Origin of the sequence: Levilactobacillus huananensis (genome assembly GCF_003946145.1) — a bacterium.
In the GTDB taxonomy this organism is placed as follows: Bacteria; Bacillota; Bacilli; order Lactobacillales; family Lactobacillaceae; genus Levilactobacillus; species Levilactobacillus huananensis.
Genome location: NZ_RHOC01000005.1, coordinates 41,008 through 60,848, shown reverse-complemented (window position 1 = coordinate 60,848; position 19,841 = coordinate 41,008). Strand labels below are relative to the sequence as shown.

The 19,841-nt window shown below is 48.5% G+C and carries 15 protein-coding genes; 14 read left to right on the top strand and 1 reads right to left on the bottom strand.

Annotated elements, in window-relative coordinates; translation table 11 throughout:
* The first annotated feature begins 48 nt into the window (after positions 1-48).
* From EKM71_RS05630 to EKM71_RS05565, 14 genes are all read left to right on the top strand, one after another.
* Complete coding sequence (locus EKM71_RS05630) at positions 49-1,188, top strand: ATP-grasp domain-containing protein (protein WP_125573679.1); 1,140 nt, start codon at positions 49-51, stop codon at positions 1,186-1,188.
* A 175-nt stretch (positions 1,189-1,363) separates the two neighbouring features.
* Positions 1,364-3,619 carry a DNA helicase PcrA gene (pcrA, locus tag EKM71_RS05625; RefSeq protein WP_125573678.1) on the top strand — a complete coding sequence of 752 codons (2,256 nt, stop codon included), beginning with the start codon at positions 1,364-1,366 and terminating at the stop codon, positions 3,617-3,619.
* A gap of 23 nt (positions 3,620-3,642) precedes the next feature.
* On the top strand, positions 3,643-5,676 hold the full coding sequence (gene ligA / locus EKM71_RS05620; RefSeq protein WP_125573677.1) for an NAD-dependent DNA ligase LigA: 2,034 nt from the start codon (positions 3,643-3,645) through the stop codon (positions 5,674-5,676).
* Positions 5,673-6,845 carry a CamS family sex pheromone protein gene (locus EKM71_RS05615; RefSeq protein WP_164504731.1) on the top strand — a complete coding sequence of 391 codons (1,173 nt, stop codon included), beginning with the start codon at positions 5,673-5,675 and terminating at the stop codon, positions 6,843-6,845. Before ligA ends, EKM71_RS05615 begins: the two co-directional genes overlap by 4 nt.
* A 158-nt stretch (positions 6,846-7,003) precedes the next feature.
* The gene (gene gatC, locus EKM71_RS05610; RefSeq protein ID WP_057879216.1) at positions 7,004-7,315 is read left to right on the top strand and encodes an Asp-tRNA(Asn)/Glu-tRNA(Gln) amidotransferase subunit GatC; all 312 of its coding nucleotides are present in this window, start codon (positions 7,004-7,006) and stop codon (positions 7,313-7,315) included.
* The gene (gene gatA, locus EKM71_RS05605) at positions 7,316-8,785 is read left to right on the top strand and encodes an Asp-tRNA(Asn)/Glu-tRNA(Gln) amidotransferase subunit GatA (RefSeq protein ID WP_125573675.1); all 1,470 of its coding nucleotides are present in this window, start codon (positions 7,316-7,318) and stop codon (positions 8,783-8,785) included. It begins immediately after the preceding gene.
* Positions 8,785-10,206 carry an Asp-tRNA(Asn)/Glu-tRNA(Gln) amidotransferase subunit GatB gene (gatB, locus tag EKM71_RS05600; protein WP_125573674.1) on the top strand — a complete coding sequence of 474 codons (1,422 nt, stop codon included), beginning with the start codon at positions 8,785-8,787 and terminating at the stop codon, positions 10,204-10,206. The genes gatA and gatB overlap by 1 nt, the downstream gene beginning before the upstream one ends.
* A gap of 18 nt (positions 10,207-10,224) precedes the next feature.
* Positions 10,225-11,241: a diacylglycerol kinase gene (locus EKM71_RS05595; protein ID WP_125573673.1), complete on the top strand. Its 1,017-nt coding sequence runs from the start codon at positions 10,225-10,227 to the stop codon at positions 11,239-11,241.
* Between the two features lie 63 nt (positions 11,242-11,304).
* A complete protein-coding gene (gene rlmD, locus EKM71_RS05590; protein ID WP_125573672.1) occupies positions 11,305-12,672 on the top strand; it encodes a 23S rRNA (uracil(1939)-C(5))-methyltransferase RlmD in 1,368 nt (455 codons plus the stop codon).
* A gap of 179 nt (positions 12,673-12,851) precedes the next feature.
* A complete protein-coding gene (locus tag EKM71_RS05585) occupies positions 12,852-14,372 on the top strand; it encodes a gamma-glutamylcysteine synthetase (protein WP_125573671.1) in 1,521 nt (506 codons plus the stop codon).
* Positions 14,373-14,604: 232 nt separating this feature from the next.
* A complete protein-coding gene (gene rbsD, locus EKM71_RS05580; RefSeq protein WP_125573670.1) occupies positions 14,605-15,000 on the top strand; it encodes a D-ribose pyranase in 396 nt (131 codons plus the stop codon).
* Positions 15,001-15,031: 31 nt separating this feature from the next.
* Positions 15,032-16,516 carry a sugar ABC transporter ATP-binding protein gene (locus tag EKM71_RS05575; RefSeq protein ID WP_125573669.1) on the top strand — a complete coding sequence of 495 codons (1,485 nt, stop codon included), beginning with the start codon at positions 15,032-15,034 and terminating at the stop codon, positions 16,514-16,516.
* The gene (locus EKM71_RS05570) at positions 16,513-17,490 is read left to right on the top strand and encodes an ABC transporter permease subunit (RefSeq protein WP_125573668.1); all 978 of its coding nucleotides are present in this window, start codon (positions 16,513-16,515) and stop codon (positions 17,488-17,490) included. Before EKM71_RS05575 ends, EKM71_RS05570 begins: the two co-directional genes overlap by 4 nt.
* Positions 17,491-17,504: 14 nt before the next feature.
* Entirely contained in the window at positions 17,505-18,461 is a 957-nt protein-coding gene (locus EKM71_RS05565; RefSeq protein WP_125573667.1) for a substrate-binding domain-containing protein, read from the top strand.
* A gap of 51 nt (positions 18,462-18,512) precedes the next feature.
* On the opposite strand, the gene EKM71_RS05560 is transcribed toward EKM71_RS05565, so the two are convergent.
* Entirely contained in the window at positions 18,513-19,835 is a 1,323-nt protein-coding gene (locus EKM71_RS05560) for an APC family permease (RefSeq protein ID WP_125573666.1), read from the bottom strand.
* Positions 19,836-19,841: the final 6 nt, after the last annotated feature.

Here is a 19,841-nt window from a genome sequence, read left to right as displayed (position 1 = left end):
ACAGTGATCATTGTTTAGATATTATTAAGTCAGAAAGTAGGGAGCAAATTGGCGAACACGGTCTTATATCCGGGAGATACAATTGGTGTGATTGGGAATAGCGCCAACGCAGCAATGTTGGTGACCACGGCTCGAAAGATGGGGTTACGCGTGGGGGCTTATGGTCCCGATGAAACTAGCGAAGCTCTCCAATTGGCCGATTTCAAGGCAGTTGGGACGCGCAAGGATCATGACAAGCTCCAGCACTTTGCCGAGAGTTGTGCGGCCATCGTTTATGATTCCGAGCAGGTCAGCACTGAAGTTGTGAAGTTTTTGTCCCAGTTTACGCGGATTCCGCAGGGGACGGATATGCTAGAAATGATGCAAGACCGGTTGCTTGAACGGGCCTTTTTCGAACAACTCAACGTGAACATTGCACCATATGCCACGATCATCAATCTAGATGACGTTTATCAGTCCGTCAATTCTATTGGCTATCCCTGCGTGTTGAAGCCCATTCAAAAGGAATGGTCGCATGGCAGAGAACTTGTGATTAAGACACAGACTGATATTGCTAAGGCAGCGGGTCTTCTGGATTGGGGGACCTACATTCTGGAGTCTCAAATCGCTTACGACCGGGAGTATTCGATCGTGGTTGCACGCGATCAAGACGGTAATCAACAAGCCTTTCCGATTACGGAAATCGCGTCTGTGACCGAGCAGCCTGTGAAGACTTGGGCCCCTGCTCAGGTTGACGATGCAGTAGCCGGTGAGATTCACCGGATTGCAAATGAAGTAGCCCAACATGTCAGTTATGTAGGTGTCTTTGAAGTTTCCTTTTATTTGACGAGTAGCGGGGCCATTTATGTGAAAAAGATTGTGCCAGCGCCAAGCGAGACGGGGTACATCTTTGAGGCATCTGCCACAGTGAATGAATTTGAACAACATTTGCGAGCAATCGCTGGCCTGCCGTTGGCAACGCCACAAATCCTGACACCAGCAGTGACAGCAGCCTTTACCACCGACCAGCTCTCGGCGATCCGGACGCAGTGGCAGTTGAAGTCTAACTGGCACTTCACCTTCTATCACTTGAAGAAACAGGCGTCGGATGAGGCCATGGGTCACATCTCGGTCCAGGGTGAATCGGTTAAAACGATATTAGATCAATTGGATGATACCGGGATCTGGAATACGCCGGCAGAATCTTAATTTAGAACTTCTTTAAGGGTTGCCAAATGACCCGAAGAAGAGGGGGTCGAGGCAGCGGTCTCGACCCTTTTTCATGGGCAAAATTAGGCCGCTTAACAGAAGGAGTTCACCTCGCAGAACGTATGTTTTTTTGCTATAATAGTCAAGACTAATTACAGAGAGGATTGTGTTCACGGTGGCAGGAGAAGAATTGTTAACTGGCATGAATGATAAGCAGACGGAGGCTGTTCTCCAGACGGAGGGCCCTCTGCTGGTATTGGCGGGTGCCGGTAGTGGCAAGACCCGAGTATTGACGCACCGAGTTGCGTATCTCATTGAGCACAATAATGTGATGCCTTGGCGGATTCTGGCGATTACCTTTACGAATAAAGCCGCTAAGGAAATGCGGGAACGAGTAGCCAAGCTTTTGGGACCAGACGGCCGCGATGTGTGGGTATCGACGTTCCATGCGTTGTGTGTTCGCATTTTGCGCCGCGATGCTGACAAATTAGGATACAACCGGGCCTTTACGATCGCCGATCCTGGTGAACAACGGACCCTGGTTAAGCGGGTTTTGCAAGATTTGAATTTGGATGTGAAAAAGTTCGATCCCCGTTCCGTTTTGGGGGCGATTTCGAACGCCAAAAATGCCTTACAAACGCCGGCCATGATGCGTGAAGCCGCCGGTAATCCTTTTGAGGAGACAGTTTCAAACGTTTATGAAAACTACCAGCGTGAATTGAAGGCGAACCAGGCCATGGATTTCGATGATTTGATCATGCTGACTATCAAGCTATTTAAGGAAAATGATGATGTGTTGGGCTACTACCAAGAAAAATTCCAATACATTCACGTCGATGAATATCAAGATACCAACGATGCGCAGTATACGTTGGTGAATATGCTGGCTAAGAAACACGGCAATCTCTGCGTTGTTGGGGATGGGGACCAAAGTATCTACGGTTGGCGAGGGGCCAACATGGAAAATATCCTGAATTTTGAACATGACTATCCCAGTGCCCACGTGACGCTGTTGGAACAGAACTATCGGTCAACCAAGACTATCTTACAGGCGGCTAACGACGTGATTCAGAAGAACGTTAACCGGAAGAAAAAGGATCTGTGGACTGAGAATCCCGAAGGGGATAAGATCTCCTATTACCGGGGACAAAATGAAAATGACGAAGCCCATTACGTTGTGGCCAAGATTCAAGAGGAACGGACGCAGAACCACCACAATTACGGAGACTTTGCCATCTTATACCGGACCAATGCCCAGTCTCGAGTAATTGAAGAAACACTGGTCAAGGCCAACATTCCTTACACCATGGTCGGTGGCCACAAGTTCTACGACCGTAAGGAAATTAGAGACGTTCTGGCTTACTTGACGTTGGTGGCTAATCCCGCAGACTCCATGAGTCTTGAACGGATTATTAACGAACCTAAACGTGGCATTGGGGCCACGAGCTTGAACAAACTCCGGGAGTTTGCCGAATTCAATGATTGGACAGAGCTCGAAGCTACCCAGAATATCAGTCTGGCCAATAATCTGGGGACCCGGATTCGTAATGCGATGGAGAAGTTTGGCTTGACTATCAAGGCCATCCAAGAAGCCGCTGTAACCAGTGGTGTTTCTGAGATTACGAACCAGATTTTAGATGAAACGGGCTATATGAAGGCTTTGAAGGCCTCTAAGTCTCTGGAAGCCGAAACCCGGATTGAAAATATCGAGGAATTCCTGTCTGTGACTCAGAAGTTCGATACGGATTGGGACAATGCCGATCACGACGAAGATGAAGACCGACTGGTCGAATTTCTAGCAGACCTGGCCTTGGTTTCCGCCCAAGACGACGTGGATGAAGAACCCGCTGAGGTAACGTTGATGACGTTGCATGCGGCTAAGGGATTGGAATTCCCAGTCATCTTCCTCATGGGTCTGGAAGAGGGGATCTTCCCATTGTCCAGAGCAATGCTCGAAGACGATGAGCTCGAGGAAGAACGCCGGTTGGCTTACGTGGGAATCACGCGGGCCCAGACAAAGCTGTATCTGACCAATGCTTACTCTAGAATGCTTTACGGTCGGCGGCAAACCAATCCACAGTCACGCTTTATCACGGAAATTGCGCCAGAACTCCTTCATCTGGATTACAGTGAAACGAAGTCCGGCCTGACACCAAGTCGCCGTGATTTACCATTCGAACGCCGGACGGCCAGTGCCGTTGCGACACCTTATCATGGTAAAACGGGTCGGGTCAGTGAATCTGGTGGAACTGGCGCTGGTAAAGTTTCTTGGGGCGTAGGTGACAAGGCCAGCCACAAAAAGTGGGGTATCGGAACAGTGGTTAAGGTTAATGGCACTGGCGAAGATGCCGAACTGGATATTGCCTTTCCAGAACAGGGTGTCAAGCGACTTTTAGCAGCGTTTGCCCCGATCAAACGTGTGGAAGATTAAGAAGTTAACGTGGGAGGAAAACAATGACTGACAAACCTACTAATACTTTAACGGAAGAACAGGCTGCAGCTGAGGCGGCCAAACTTCGTCCTCAGCTCCTGGCTTGGGGGAAACAGTACTATGATGCCGATGCGCCCTCTGTGGAAGATGACGTTTACGATCGAGTATATGCCCGATTGGTTGCTCTGGAGGAAGCCTTTCCCGCCATTGTGACACCAGAATCCCCAACCCAACGCGTGGGGGGGAGCGTTCGAGGCGATTTGCCTAAGGTGGCGCATACGATTCCCATGCTCTCTCTAGGGGACGTCTTCTCCTTGGCAGAACTAAGTGAGTTTAATGATCGCCTGCGCGCAAACGTGGACGAGGACTTTGACTATAATTGTGAGTTAAAGATTGACGGCCTTGCAATTTCGTTACGCTATGAGAACGGAAAATTTGTTCAGGGATCAACCCGAGGAAACGGACAAATTGGGGAAGACATTACGGCTAATCTCAAGATGATTCCTTCCATTCCTCAGACATTGAGTCGGCCGCTGACCATCGATGTACGGGGGGAGTGTTACATGCCTAAGGCGGCCTTTCTTGCGCTGAACGAGCGTCGTGAGGCTGCAGGACAGGCGCCGTTTGCCAACCCCCGGAATGCCGCGGCGGGATCGCTTCGTCAACTGGACACTCAGGTGACGGCGGACCGTCAATTAGCGACCTTCATGTATAACATTGCGGATTACGAACCACTGAATACGCGGACGCAGAGCGGGTTACTCGACGAATTAGCAGAGCTGGGATTTACGACCAATCCAGCCTATCGAGTCGCCCACACCATGGATGAGGTGTGGGCCTACATCGATACCTACCAGGCGCAACGTTCCAATTTGCCGTACGGGATCGATGGTATCGTCATCAAGGCGAATTCGTTGCCACTCCAGCGAGCAATCGGCGCGACGGTCAAGGTCCCTCGCTGGGCAATTGCCTACAAATTCCCACCTGAAGAGGTCCAAACAGTCGTCGAGAATATCGAATGGACGGTTGGGCGAACAGGAATTGTGACACCAACCGCTGTTATGGATCCCGTTGTCTTGGCCGGAAGTACGGTTGCTAGAGCCTCATTACACAATCCAGATTACTTGCAGGCCAAGGATATTCGGCTTGGAGATACTGTGTTGTTGCATAAGGCCGGGGATATCATCCCTGAAATCTCACAGGTCGTGGGTGACAAACGACCAGCAGATGCTGAAGTCTATCCGATTCCAACACGTTGTCCTTCCTGTGGAGCCGAGTTGGTTCACTTGGACGAAGAAGTCGCGCTACGTTGTATTAACCCCAACTGTCCGGCACAATTGGCTGAAGGCATGAATCATTTTGCCTCTCGAAATGCCATGAACATTGCGGGTCTAGGTCCACAGATCGTGGCTCAGTTATTTGCACGTAAGCTGGTCACTAATGTGGCGAGTCTTTACCGGTTAACGACGGACCAATTATTAACTTTAGATAAATTTGGGGAGAAGTCGGCGCAAAACCTCTTGACAGCCATTGACAATAGTCGCAATAATTCATTAGAACGTTTGCTATTTGGGTTAGGCATTCGTCACGTCGGGGCTAAGGCTGCTCGTTCTTTAGCGGCAAACTTTGGCGATCTTAACAGCTTGATGGCTGCTGACAGTGAGACGATTGCGGCTATTGATACTATCGGTGGCATCATTGCCGATAGTGTGGTGACCTACTTCGACAGTGAGCCAGTTCAAGCATTGATGAAGGAGTTGGCTACGGTGGGGGTTAACCTCACCTATACCAGTGGCCCGAGCGAGCCAGTTGATCCGCTGGGCACCTTCGCTAATCAACGCGTGGTCCTGACGGGGAAGCTCAACGAACTAACCCGGCCAGAAGCGACGACCTGGTTAGAACAACACGGCGCAACCGTTACCGGAAGTGTCTCGAAGAAGACCGACCTGTTAATTGCTGGAGAAGCAGCCGGTAGCAAACTTACGAAAGCTCAGAGCCTCAACATTCCTATTTGGGATGAGGCGCAACTGCTAGCAGCGATGAATGAAAACAAATGAAGACCTTTAGGAGGAAACAAGTCGTGAAACGGTTACGAATCTTGATTGCGTTAGCCACAGTACCGTTATTTTTGGCCGCGTGTGGTAATTTAAGTAGTTCCAATATGTCTTCCGGTTCAGGTTCTAGTAAAACGGGGAGTACACAACTGACTGGACAGTCAACGGATGGTGACTACGAAGGGGTTATTAAGAGTGGCCACTACCAGACCAGTAAGTCACGGGGAGTCACGAACACTCAGGACTCTGGTAATACCTACAATCTGAAGAGTTTTGAAACGGGTATGTTGAGCGTCTCAAAGAAAGTCTTCTCAACCAAGAAGTATGTCTTCCAGGAAGGCCAATACCTGAGTTCATCCACGGTGCAAAATTGGTTAGACCGCAAGTCAAAGTCAAACGACACCGGCTTGAACCCGCAAAGCAATGGCTCAACGTCGCCCAATAAGCGGAATCCGGTTTATATTCAAGCTCTAGAAGAACAGGATTATATGATACAGAAGAATAACAAGCTCTCACTTGGTGGTGTCACCGTGGGGATTGCTGTGAACTCTGTGGATTACTACAAGAAGCAACAGTATGGGGCAACCTTCGAGACCAAGATCAGCAAGGCCGCGGGTCTGGCTTACGCCAAGAAGACAGCCAATACTGTTTTGAAGCGGATGCGTCAGAAGTCGGCTTTGAAGAACGTGCCGATTGTGATTGCAATCTATCGTCAGGCTTCAAACGACAGCTTGGTCGGTGGAACCTTCATGGCTTACTCGCAGAACAAGGCCGGCGCAACGACGGTCAACAGTTGGACAGCGTTGGGCCAGAAGAATGTGGTCTTCCCAGTTGAGAGTGGGGAGAGTGCCCCTAACAGTAATGATGCCAGCTCCTTCACCAACTTTAAAACGCAAGTCGAGAACTTCTTCCCGAACTTAAGTGGGGTGACCGCTCAGGCTCAATATGACGGTAATACACTGCAGGGCATGCACGTGAACATCAATACCCAGTTCTACAGTCAGACGGAAATCATCAGTTTCACGCAGTATCTCCAGACGGCAGCACAGAAATATCTACCAACTGGGGTACCGATCGACGTCAAGGTTTCTTCAACTGATGGCATTCAGAGTTACTTGTCACGGGCTAGTGGTGAAAAGAAATTCACGAGTCACGTCTTTAATAGTTATTAAACAGATTGCGAGTCGGTGGCCGTCAGTTGAACGGTCGCCGATTTTTTGTCATTATCCTTTGTCTGACGTGGATATATGGTAAAATGGCAATGTATGTTTATCTTGGGATTTTAGAAGATAAATGGTGAATGCGGATAAATTAGAAAGAGGGATAATTGATGGCTAATCGAATTACTCGAGAACAAGTTCAACACGTTGCCGGATTGGCAAAACTTGAATTTACGGATGCCCAGTTGGACGCGTTTACGCCCCAACTTGATGACATTATTGGCCTGTTTGAGACGCTGAGTGAAGTCGATACGACCGGTGTCGAAGCAACCAGTAGTGTTTCTGACCAATTAAATGTGATGCGCGAAGATGTCGCCGACAACTGGGGACAAAGTGAGGCGCTGTTAAAGAACGCGCCGGACGCTGCCCGCGGCTTCATCAAGGTACCAGCCATCATCGATGAAAGCGAGGATAATGAATAGATGAACTACTTTAATCAAGATCTCGCTAGCCTCCACGCCGACCTCGTTGCCAAGAAGGTCAGTGCTAAGGAGTTAACTCAAGCGACGCTCGACAACATCAAGGATACGGATACCAAGATTGACGCCTTCTTAAACCTCAATGAAGACGCCGCTTTGGCCCAAGCCGCTAAGATTGATGAGGCCGGTATCAGTGATGACCAGCCATTGGCCGGGATTCCCGTCGCCTTAAAGGATAATATCGTCACCAAGGGCCTGACGACAACTGCTGCGTCCAAGATGTTAGGCGACTTCAAGCCCGTCTACGATGCTACGGTTACTGAAAAATTAGCTGCCGCTCAAATGATTACGGTGGGGAAGACTAACCTGGATGAATTTGCCATGGGTGGATCGACCGAAAACTCTGCCTTCAAACCAACGAAGAATGCTTGGGACCAAACCAAAGTTCCCGGTGGGTCATCAGGTGGTTCTGCAGCCGCAGTTGCTTCTGGCCAAGTGCCAGTTGCACTGGGCTCAGATACCGGTGGTTCGATCCGGCAACCGGCTTCATTTAACGGAATCGTGGGTATCAAGCCCACGTATGGTCGGGTGTCCCGCTGGGGCCTGATTGCCTTTGGGTCAAGTTTGGACCAGATCGGACCTTTGACCCACGGTGTTAAGGACAATGCCACGGTATTGAGTGCCATTGCCGGCCATGACGAACATGATTTAACCAGTTCGACGCAGGCCGTTCCTGACTTTGCTGCTGGCTTGAACGACGCTACGAGTGTTAAGGGATTGCGCATTGGGTTGCCTAAGGAGTACTTGGCTGAAGGGGTCAGCGATGACGTTAAGACCGCTATTTTGGCCGCTGCTGATACCTACCGTAAGTTAGGGGCAACAGTTGACGAAGTTTCCTTACCACACAATAAATATGGGGTTGCTGCCTACTACATCATTGCGTCTTCCGAAGCTTCTTCTAACCTGCAACGGTTCGATGGAATTCGTTACGGGTATCGGGCCAAGGATGTTCAGAACTTGGAAGATGTTTACGTGAAGTCTCGTTCCGAAGGGTTCGGTGATGAAGTTAAGCGGCGGATCATGCTTGGGACGTTCTCACTGTCCGCTGGGTTCTATGACGCTTACTTCTTAAAGGCCGCCAAAGTACGTACGGTGATTATGAATGACTTCAAGACTATCTTGAAGGATCATGACTTCATCATGGGGCCCGTTGCCCCAACACCAGCCTTTGGTTTGGGTGACGAAATCAAGGATCCAATCACGATGTACATGAATGATGTTTTGACGATTCCTGTTAACCTGGCTGGACTGCCAGGGCTTTCCCTACCAGCTGGTTTCAGTAAAGGGTTACCTGTTGGGATGCAATTGATTGGTCGTCCATTTGATGAAAGCATGCTTTACCGGGCCGGGTACGCGTTCGAACAGAACACGGACTTCCACACCCAACTCCCAACGTTAGGAGGTCAAAACTAATGAACTTTGAAACAACTATTGGACTTGAAGTCCACATCGAGTTAAAGACCCATTCAAAGATCTTTAGCCCATCACCCGTTGCCTACGGGGCCGAAGCGAACGCCAATACCAACGTAATTGATTGGGGATACCCTGGGGTATTGCCAACGACCAACAAGGGGGTTGTCGCCGATGGGATCATTGCCGCTTTAGCGTTGCACGCCACTGTTGAGCAGCACACGCATTTCGACCGGAAGAACTACTTTTATCCGGATAACCCGAAGGCTTACCAAATCACGCAATCCGACAAGCCTATCGGTCACGATGGCTGGGTTGAAGTTGACGTAGACGGTGTGAAGAAGAAGATCGGAATCTCTGAGATGCATATTGAAGAAGATGCCGGAAAAAACACCCATGAGCGCGATTACTCTTACGTCGATTTGAACCGGCAAGGGACCCCATTGATTGAAATTGTTTCTAAGCCGGACATTGCTTCACCAGCTGAAGCATATGCCTACCTGGAAGCCTTACGGCAACGGATCCAATTTACCGGGATTTCCGATGTGAAGATGGAAGAAGGATCCATGCGGGTCGACGTTAACATTTCCGTTCGTCCCGTAGGCCAAGAAAAGTTTGGGACCAAGACTGAATTGAAGAACTTGAACTCCTTTAACTACGTGCAACGGGGACTTGAGTACGAAGAAAAACGGCAACAACAGGTCTTAATGGCAGGCGGTGCTGTGCAACAAGAAACGCGGCGGTTCGACGAAAAGACCGGTGAAACGATCCTGATGCGGGTCAAGGCCGGTGCCGACGACTACCGGTACTTCCCAGAACCTGATCTGCCGGCACTGAACATCAGTGACGAGTGGATTAAGGAACTTGGGGATGCCATGCCAGAAATGCCAGCTAAGCGGCGGGAACGTTATGTTAACGAGCTTGGCTTGACGGATTATGACGCCATGGTTATCACGCAAACCAAGGAAATGTCCGACTTCTTCGATGCTACGGTGGCTTTGAAGGCCGATCCTAAGATGGCTGCTAACTACCTACAAGGTGACGTTAATGCCTACCTGAACGACAATCACGTTGATTTACAGGCGACGAAGCTGACACCAGCTAACTTGGCTGGCATGATCAACCTGATTTCCGATGGGACCATTTCCAGCAAGATGGCTAAGAAGGTCTTCAAGGCCATCACGGCTGGCGAAGAACCTAAGGCTTTCGTCGAAGCACATGGTCTGGTTCAATTATCCGATCCAGCTAAGCTTCAACCGATTATCGATGACGTCTTAGATGCCAACCCGCAATCGATTGAAGACTTTAACAACGGGAAGAAACGTGCCGTTGGGTACTTGGTCGGTCAAATTATGAAGCAAACCCACGGACAAGCTAACCCGCAGGTTGTCAATCAGTTACTGATGGCAGCCTTAAAGCAATAAGAACAATGGAGGCACAGCATGCGTAAACGGGCAAGGGTGATCTACAATCCAACCTCAGGACGTGAGGCATTAAAAAAAGATCTGATTGATATTCTGGCGGTGTTTGAACAGGCCGGTTATGAAACCAGTGCATATGCAACAACTGCCGCCCCGGATTCAGCACAAAATGAGGCAACACGCGCCGCTAAGGCTGGGTTTGAACTCATTGTGGCTGCCGGTGGGGATGGGACCATCAACCAGGTTGTGAACGGGATTGCTGGGTTACCCCATCGTCCGAAGATGGCGATCATTCCGGCTGGAACGACCAATGACTATGCGCGGGCTTTACACATTCCACGTGAGGATCCGTTAGCGGCAGCCAAGGTGGTTCTGAAGAATCAAACCATCAAGATGGACATTGGGCAGGCGGGCGAAACCTACTTTATTAACATTGCAGGTGGGGGCCTACTGACCGAGCTAACCTACGATGTGCCTTCCAACTTAAAGTCGATTTTCGGCTACTTGGCTTACTTGTTGAAGGGAGCCGAGTTGTTGCCACGGATCAAGCCAATTGATATGGACTTGACCTATGACGATGGCCATTTCCGAGGGAAGGCGTCGATGTTTCTCTTGGCACTGACGAACTCTATTGGCGGTTTCGAGCAGATTGTGCCCGATGCTGCCTTGGATGATGGCAAATTCACGATGATTATCGTGAAGACGGCCAGCATGCCGGAAATTCTGCGGTTGATGGGTCTCGTCTTAAACGGCGGGAAGCACATCAACGATCCGCACATTATTTACAAGAAAACCAGTAAGGTTATCGCGCGGCCAGTAGAAGACCGCATGATGATTAACCTGGATGGTGAATATGGTGGCGATGCGCCAATGAAATTCACCAATTTGGCCCAACATATCGAAATGTACGCCAACCTCGACGACATTCCAGATGCGGCGGTTACCAATGAATCACCGGAGGTCCTTGAGGCCGAAGAAAAATTCGTCAAACAAGTGGAAAGCTTGCCCGATGGATCAACGACATCAACGGAAGATTAAGATACTGAGGGGATTTTGCACGGCATTTTCAGGGCAAGATCCCTTTCTCATTAAGGAGAACGAATGAAAACTAAAGCACCCGTAACGAAGAACGAACGCCTCGACGTCACCATTGCCGATTTAACTTATCAGGGAATGGGTGTCGCTAAGGTTGATGATTTCCCTCTGTTTATCGAAAACGCCTTACCAGGCGAAGAACTTACGATTCAAGTCACAAAAGTCCAGAGTCACTATGGGTTTGCCCGTGCCGTGGCTTGGAAGACTGAATCTGCTGACCGGGTCAAGGATGTCGACAAGACGTACCGTCAGACTGGGATTGCACCGCTACAACACTTGGCGTACCCAGCCCAACTGACTTTCAAGCAACATCAGATCGCCGAACTTTTCAGCAAGGCGCACGTCGATGTTGAAGTTGCCCCAACGCTGGGGATGGCTAACCCAACTCAATACCGGAACAAGGCCCAAGTGCCTGTGCGCAAGGTTAAGGGCCAATTGGAGACCGGTTTCTATCGGCAACACAGCCATGACTTAATTCCATTAACGGATTTCTACATTCAAGACCCGGCAATCGATGCGGCTATTGTCAAGGTTCGTGACTTGCTCCGTCAGTTTGAGATTCCAGCTTACGATGAAATTAGTGACAAGGGTGTCTTACGGACGATCATGGTTCGCCGTGGGTACTACAGCCATGAAATGATGATCGTCTTGGTTAGCCGGACACAAAAAATTCCTAGCCAGGCACAACTGGTCGACCAGATTCACAAGGCGTTGCCAGAAGTTACCAGCATCGTCCTGAACGTCAACGCTAAGAAGACGAATGTCATCATGGGTAACGTGACGCGGACACTCTATGGTAAGCCAACGATTGAGGATAGCCTGTTAGGATTGACTTTTGCCATTTCAGCACGGTCATTCTATCAAGTGAACCCACAACAGACTGAAAAGCTGTACCAAATGGCTATCGACAAAGCTGGCCTGACCGGTGCCGAGACCGTGATCGATGCCTACTGTGGGATCGGCACGATTTCATTGGCTTTGGCTAAGCATGCTAAGCAGGTTTACGGGGTTGATGTGGTTCCCGAAGCCATCGAAGACGCCAAGGTTAACGCCCAGAAGAACCATTTGAGCAACGTCACCTTCGAAGTTGCTAAGGCTGAATCACAAATGGCTAAGTGGCAAGAAGACGGCATCAAGCCCGATGTTGTCGTGGTTGATCCCCCACGTAAGGGCCTGGCCGAAAGTCTGATTGATTCCACTGCTAAGATGGGGCCTAAGAAGGTCGTCTACGTCAGCTGTAACCCAGCAACGTTGGTTCGTGATGTGGTCCGTTTCCAAGAACTCGGCTACGACATTGACGGTGCCATTCAGCCTGTCGACCAATTCCCACAGACACCACATGTGGAAAGCGTCACGGTTTTAGTGAAGAAGTAATTTTTAACAATCATGAGGTGCCTGGACGTCTGTCTAGGCACTTTTTTTAATCCCTTGATGACTGGTTAGGGGGGCTCATAAAAGTTTATTGCACAAAAAGAAACAATATCAGTGACAGAGTCGGTATTTTTGTTTACACTTTAGTAAACCAAGTCTAAGGTCAAGGGGATGTTACCGCCATGTTAGAAAATCTATTAGCGGTTATTCGTGAAGAAAATTTAGCAGAACAGATGTATCACAGTTTAATCGGTGTGGAAGTCGAAGAACAACGAATCGATCCGCATGGTCGGCTGAGTCGTCGTCCCCATCCCAGTACCTTAGGTTCCCGGACCTTCCACCCCTATTTTCAGACAGACTTTACTGAAAGCCAACTTGAGGTCATTACGGACCCCAATCCGAATATTGGGGGGACGCTAGATCAATTGGATACCCTGCAAACGGTGGCTTATCGTTCCTTAGAAGGGGACGACCGTATCTGGCCATTTAGTACGCCGCCAAAGATGGACGAAACTGACTGGCAGTTTTTAGCCGATCATTTCGACCGACCGGCCATTCAACCGTACCGGTCTTATCTGGTAAAAAAGTATGGTCTGCAACATGGGAGTCTGACTGGCGTCCATGTGAACTACAGCTTGCCAGATCCGGTCTTACATCGACTATTCAGCCACTATACGCAGGAATTCACATCTATCGTAGCCTTCAAGAACGCGCTGTATTTCCGCTTGGCGCAGAACTTCGTGCGCTACCAGTGGTTACTGACTTATCTTTTTGGGGCCAGTCCGGTTGCTGAGGAGGGGTTCTTTAACCCAATGCCGTCAGAGCTGGCTAAACCGGTGCGAAGCATTCGCAACAGTCGGTTTGGTTTTGTGAACCGGCCAGACGAGCAGGTAACCTATACGTCCCTAGAGGCGCATTTAAACCAGCTTCAGCGTTTGATTGACAATGGCACCTACTTCTCCGCCCACGAGTTCTATGGGCCTGTGCGGCTCAAAGGACAGGCTAATCAACGAGACTACTTAACGGGTGGTATTCGCTACTTGGAATTGCGGGACTTCGATAACACGCCGTTTACACCGAATGGGGTTAGTCGCCATGCGCTGTACTTCTTGAAGGTCTTCATGATTTATCTGCTAACGCAGCCATTACCAGCCCAAGAGCTGGAGCAACAGCTTGCTGAGGCTCAGACTCGAAATCAGCGGGTGGCTTTGGAGAATCCATTAGAAGCCACGCAGTATCAGAGTGATGGGGAACGTATCTTCCAAGAATTAAGAGAAATGACTGACCAACTCCAAATTCATGCGGAGCAATCTTCTGTTATTGACGATCTTGAAGAGGTGCTCACACATCCCGAACTAACGCCATCTGCTAAAATGGTGGCCCACCTGCAAGAAGGTAGCCTCATGGGTTATGGTCGTGAGATCGCCGCCAATTGGTACCGGCAACGGGTTGAGGCCAAGCCGTTATTGCCCCGTTTGAAGCAGGTCAGTGACCAGACACAACGATTTGTCATGACTGCCTTGCAACTTGGTGTAAAGTTCTTTCAAGTTCGTGATGAGGAGGGGGACGATTTACTTATGTTTACATTTAACGGCGTCACCCAGGTTCTCCAGGAACGAGACACTCAGGATGCTCATCCGGAAGCCAAGTTAAGGCACCTATTCCCCGATTTACCGGCGTTGCCAGAGCCTTTACACTATTAGAATACTATTAGAATGATTAGAATACGCATCCAAAGGATGCGTATTTTTTTTGAAAAACTTATGAATTTTTATTGAAAGCGCTTTTCTTTTGTGTTATCTTAGGTCTTGTAGAAATAATGTAAACGGTTTTATGAACGTTGTCTCGGTTCAAGCCTCGCGTTTTGATGGCTTAGGTAAAACCATTTACCTTATGAAGAATCTGCAAGTGTTCTGAAAGGTGGATAAGGCAGGAATGAAAAAGACAACAGTTATTAATTCTGATTTGTCACGGGTCATCTCCCAAATGGGACACTTCGACACGTTGGCTATCGGTGATGCCGGAATGCCAGTTCCGAAGGGAACGGAAAAGATTGATTTAGCCGTGACTAAGCAACTTCCAAGTTTCTTAGACGTCCTAAAGAATGTCTTAGCTGAGTTACAAGTACAACGCATTTATTTGGCGGAAGAGATGAAGACCGAGAATCCGGACCAATTATCAGCGGTTCTGCAATTATTACCGGATGTCGATGTAAAGTTCATCCCACACGATCAAATGAAGCAAGACTTGAGTAAGTGCCACGCGTTCGTCCGTACCGGCGAAATGACACCGTTCTCAAACATTATATTGGAAAGCGGCGTAACGTTTTAAGCTGCGACTTGCAAAAGGAGGTTTGGCGTAAATGCAAATTGATATGCAGCACATCTCAAAATCATTCGGTTCTAACGAAGTTTTAAAGGATGTTAATTTCTCCGTAAAGGGCGGCGAGGTTCACGCGCTCATGGGTGAAAACGGTGCTGGTAAGTCTACGATGATGAATATTCTTACCGGGTTACTGGAACCAAATAGCGGGACTATCTTGGTTGATGGTAAGGAAACCAACTTCGCCAGTGCGCTGGAAGCCGAACAACATGGGATCGCATTCATTCACCAAGAAATGAATAACTTTGGTGAGATGCCTGTTCTGGACAACATGTTTTTGAATAAAGAAATCAAAAAGGGCTTTGGCTTAATTGATAACGCCAAAATGAAAACGATTGCACAAAAAGCTTTGGATCAGTTGGACATGAAGGTTGACTTCTCTCAACCAATTGGTGAATTATCAGTTGGACAACAACAAATGATTGAAATTGCGAAGTCATTAATGACGGATGCCAAAATCATCATCATGGATGAACCAACGGCGGCTTTAACGCAAGACGAAATTCAAAAGTTATTCGTTGTTATTCGCAAGCTTCGTGACCAAGGTGTTGGGTTGATTTACATCTCTCACCGTATGGAAGAATTGTTTGAAATTGCCGACCGTGTGACGGTAATGCGTGATGGGTTAACCATTAATACGTATAACACGGCGGATACGAATGTTAAGCAAATTGTCCACGACATGGTTGGTCGAGACATGGGGGACTTCTATCCAGAACGTCATCCTAAGTACGGCAAGACCATGTTGGAAGTTTCTGGTTTAACGAACGACAAGTTCAAAGATATTAGTTTCTCAGTTCGCTCCGGTGAAGTCCTCGCCTTCTCAGGGTTGATGGGTGCCGGTCGTACCGAAATTATGCGGGCTATCTTCGGGATTGACAAGTTGGATGCCGGGACCATCAAGGTTGATGGTAAGGAGCTGACGATTAAGAACCCTAACGACGCTATCAGTCATAACGTTGGATTCTTAACTGAAGACCGGAAGACGGAAGGGTTAATCCTCGATGCAACGTTAGCTGACAACATCGACTTACCAAGTATCGACGGGTTCTCCAAGCACGGTTTAATCGACGAAAAGGCCGACAAAGACTTTGTTGACATGTTACTGAAGCGCCTGAACGTTAAGGCTAACGGTCGTGACGATGAAGCAGGTAGCCTCTCTGGTGGTAACCAACAGAAGGTTGTCTTGGCTAAGTGGGTTGGATCTGGTTCGCAAGTTCTGATTTTGGATGAACCAACTCGTGGTGTCGACGTTGGTGCCAAGCGTGAAATCTATGACCTCATGAACGAATTAACCGATCGTGGAACAGCTATTATTATGGTTTCGAGTGATTTGGATGAAGTGCTTGGTTTCTCTGATAAGATCGCGGTGGTCTACGAAGGTCACCTGATGGATGTCGTCGATACTAAGGATGCTACGCAAGAAAGTATTATGACGTTAGCAACAGGAGGGAAAAACGAATGAGTAATCAAACAGAAGCAGAGGCAAAGAAAAAATTTAGTTTTGGCGACTTTTACAAAAAACTAGGACCAATGGTCGCCTTAATCGTATTGATTGTTTTAGTTTCAGTACTTAACTTCTCTTTCTTGGATCCGTTAAACTTACTGAACTTATTACGTCAAGTTTCAGTTAATGCTTTAATCGCCTTCGGGATGGAATTTGTTATCTTGACCGGTGGGATTGATTTATCCGTTGGGGCTATCGTTGCCTTGAGTGGTGCCTTTACCGCTCAATTGGTACTATCCGGTGTACCAACGCTCTTGTCTCTCTTAATCGGGATGTTAACCGGTGCCATCTTCGGTGCCATTAACGGTGTTATCATCGCTTATGGGAAAGCCGCACCATTCATCGCCACTTTGGCAACGCAAACCATTTTGCGGGGTGCTACTTACGTCTTCACCAAAGGTAACCCAATCACTGGGACTAAGATGAGTAACAACTTTGGTTTCCAATTCTTTGGCCAAGGTTACTTATTCGGAATTCCATTCCCAGTTTACATTATGGCTATCTTCTACATCTGTGCTTACATCCTGTTACACCGGACTACGTTCGGTCGTAAGACTTATGCTTTAGGTGGTAACCCTAAGGCTGCCTTCGTTGCTGGTGTTAAGAACAACAAGATGATTATCTTAATTTACACGATTGCTGGTTTCTTATCAGCCGTTGCTGGTGCTATCTTGACGTCACGTTTAGCTTCCGCACAACCTGATGCCGGGAACGCCTACGAAATGGATGCCATCGCCGCCGTTGTTTTAGGTGGGACTAGTCTTGCCGGTGGGAAAGGTCGTATGTTTGGGACCTTAATTGGTGCTTTGATTATTGGTGTCCTGAACAATGGGATGAACTTACTGGGTATCTCCAGTTTCTACCAACAGATCGTTAAAGGTATCGTGATCTTAGTTGCCGTCTTACTCGATAGAAAACAAGCTAAAGCTTAGGGGGAAGGTTCCTTATGAAAGGGAAAAAATATTTAGTCGTATTATTGACCGTATTTGCTGGCTTCTCGTTGTTCCTTGCCGGATGTAAAGCCGTCTCCTTGACGCCACCATCCTTTGGAACTAACAAAACCGTCAAAAAGAGCGAAAAGAATCTGAAGATTGGGGTTTCATTATCAACCTTGAGTAACCCATTCTTCGTTTCCGTCCGTGACGGGATTACGAAGGTTGCTAAGGAAAACGGAAGCTCAACACAAATCTTCGATGCTCAAAATGACAGTGCCAAGCAATCTAACGACGTTGAAGATTTAATTCAAAAGAAGGTTGACGTTATTATCATCAACCCTGTTGACTCTGACGCCATTGCTACTGCTGTTAAGGATGCTAACAACGCTGGTATTCCAGTTATCGCCTGTGACCGTGGGTCTAACGGTGGTAAGTTGTTAACGACTGTTGCTTCTGATAACGTCTTGGCCGGGAAGATGGCTGGTAAGTTCATGATGAGCCAGTTAAACAAGAACGACCAAATCGCTGAACTTGAAGGTACACCAGGTGCCGATGCTGCTATCCAACGTGGGAAAGGTTTCAATAACACGGTTAAGGGTACTTTGAACATCGTCACTAAGCAAACTGCCAACTTCGACCGTGCCCAAGGGATGTCTACGACTGAAAACATCTTACAAGCTCACCCTAAGATTAAGGGTGTCTTCGCTCAAAACGATGAAATGGCTTTAGGTGCTATCAAGGCTATCAACGACCCAGATATGGTTGTGGTCTCCATCGATGGTGGGGAACAAGGACTCAAGGCCGTTAAGTCTGGTAAGATTACGGGTATCATTGCCCAATCTCCAAAGGTTGAAGGGGAATTAGCTGTTAAGGCTGCTTACAAGCACTTTAAGGGCGAAAAGGTTGAAAAGGCCACGCCTTCACCAATTCACTTAGTTACGAAGAAGAATGTCGACAAGTTCGAATAGGCTTCGATAAAATGAAAAAGCTCCTAGGATAAGATATCCTGGGAGCTTTTTTTAGACTTGTTTACGATGTTTTTGGTGCCAGAAGTAGACGGGAAGGCCAATGAGGGTCAGACCTAGTCCGGTCGCTGCAAGTCCAGGTTCTGTAATGAGGGTGGTGACAAGGATGAAGAGTCCCCCTATTAACGCGATGATTGGAATGATCGGGAACCACGGAACACGATAAGGGCGATCGAGTTCAGGCTCAGTTCGACGCAGTTGAAATACGGCTAGAAAGATCAGACAGTTGAACCCCCACATAACGAAGACCAACATGTCAGTTAGAATGTCGAAGCTGCCCATGAACATCATGAGCAGGGCAATTAGAAATTGAACGGTCCCAGCGAAGTAAGGAACGTAGGTCTTACGCGACAATTGACGGAAACGTTCTGAAAACGGTAGGCTGTCTTCTTCAGCCATGGCGAAGGGAACGCGCATGCCAGTTAAGGTATACCCGTTAATGGCACCGTAGACTGAGATGAGAATACCGATGGTGACCAGTTTGCCACCGAATTGGCCAAATAGCCGCATGGAAGCATCGGCCGCAGCATTTTGATTACCTGCAATCAGGTCGATGGGCAAGGTCTTGAGGAAAACCAGGTTGACTAGGGTATAGATGATGGTAATCAGGGCCAATCCCAAGACAATTGCACGAGGGAGATCTCGTTCGGGGTGTTTCATCTCGCCGGCGATGTTGCCGATGCTGATCCAACCATCATAAGCAAACATGGTGGCTAATAGACTAGAGGCAAACGCCTTACCCCAATTCAAATGATCACCAGTGGCAATGGGCCAGAATTGCAGGACTGTATGAGCTGGGGCCATTAGACCAAAGATGACAATAACAGCGATGGGAATGAGCTTAAAGATCAATGCGACTGATTGAACGGATCCACCCACTCGAGCCCCGAGAAAATTCAGTAGGGTGATACTGAGACCACATAAGATGGCTACCGGCAGTTTCCAACTGCTGTCGAGGCGGAAGAGAGCGGCAAACTGAACGCCGAAGATAATCGACAAGGCCGCGATATTTGCGGGGTAATAGACCAGCATCTGGGCCCATCCCATGAGAAAGCCCACAGGTTTGCCATAGGCGTACTCGAGATAGCGCATGGCGCCTCCGGTCCGTGGAATGGCGGCAGCTAGCTCTGCACTGGTCAGACCGGCACAGATGGTCAACAAGCCGCCCAAAATCCAGGCGACCAGGGTCATGTTAGCGGAATGGTTGGCGGCCACGACACTCGCCGTCTTAAAAAATACCCCACCACCAATGACGATTCCCATCACGGTGGCTAGGGCGGTAAACGTGCCGATCTCTCGGCGTAATTCCTTTGCCAATGTCAA

Excerpts from the sequence above, each read along its gene's own strand:
- ligA (WP_125573677.1), top strand. The coding sequence starts at position 3,643 with ATGACTGACAAACCTACTAATACTTTAACGGAAGAACAGGCTGCAGCT.
- EKM71_RS05565 (WP_125573667.1), top strand. The coding sequence starts at position 17,505 with ATGAAAGGGAAAAAATATTTAGTCGTATTATTGACCGTATTTGCTGGC.
- EKM71_RS05575 (WP_125573669.1), top strand. The coding sequence starts at position 15,032 with ATGCAAATTGATATGCAGCACATCTCAAAATCATTCGGTTCTAACGAA.
- EKM71_RS05615 (WP_164504731.1), top strand. The coding sequence starts at position 5,673 with ATGAAGACCTTTAGGAGGAAACAAGTCGTGAAACGGTTACGAATCTTG.
- gatC (WP_057879216.1), top strand. The coding sequence starts at position 7,004 with ATGGCTAATCGAATTACTCGAGAACAAGTTCAACACGTTGCCGGATTG.
- rbsD (WP_125573670.1), top strand. The coding sequence starts at position 14,605 with ATGAAAAAGACAACAGTTATTAATTCTGATTTGTCACGGGTCATCTCC.
- gatA (WP_125573675.1), top strand. The coding sequence starts at position 7,316 with ATGAACTACTTTAATCAAGATCTCGCTAGCCTCCACGCCGACCTCGTT.
- gatB (WP_125573674.1), top strand. The coding sequence starts at position 8,785 with ATGAACTTTGAAACAACTATTGGACTTGAAGTCCACATCGAGTTAAAG.
- EKM71_RS05585 (WP_125573671.1), top strand. The coding sequence starts at position 12,852 with ATGTTAGAAAATCTATTAGCGGTTATTCGTGAAGAAAATTTAGCAGAA.
- EKM71_RS05595 (WP_125573673.1), top strand. The coding sequence starts at position 10,225 with ATGCGTAAACGGGCAAGGGTGATCTACAATCCAACCTCAGGACGTGAG.
- rlmD (WP_125573672.1), top strand. The coding sequence starts at position 11,305 with ATGAAAACTAAAGCACCCGTAACGAAGAACGAACGCCTCGACGTCACC.
- EKM71_RS05570 (WP_125573668.1), top strand. The coding sequence starts at position 16,513 with ATGAGTAATCAAACAGAAGCAGAGGCAAAGAAAAAATTTAGTTTTGGC.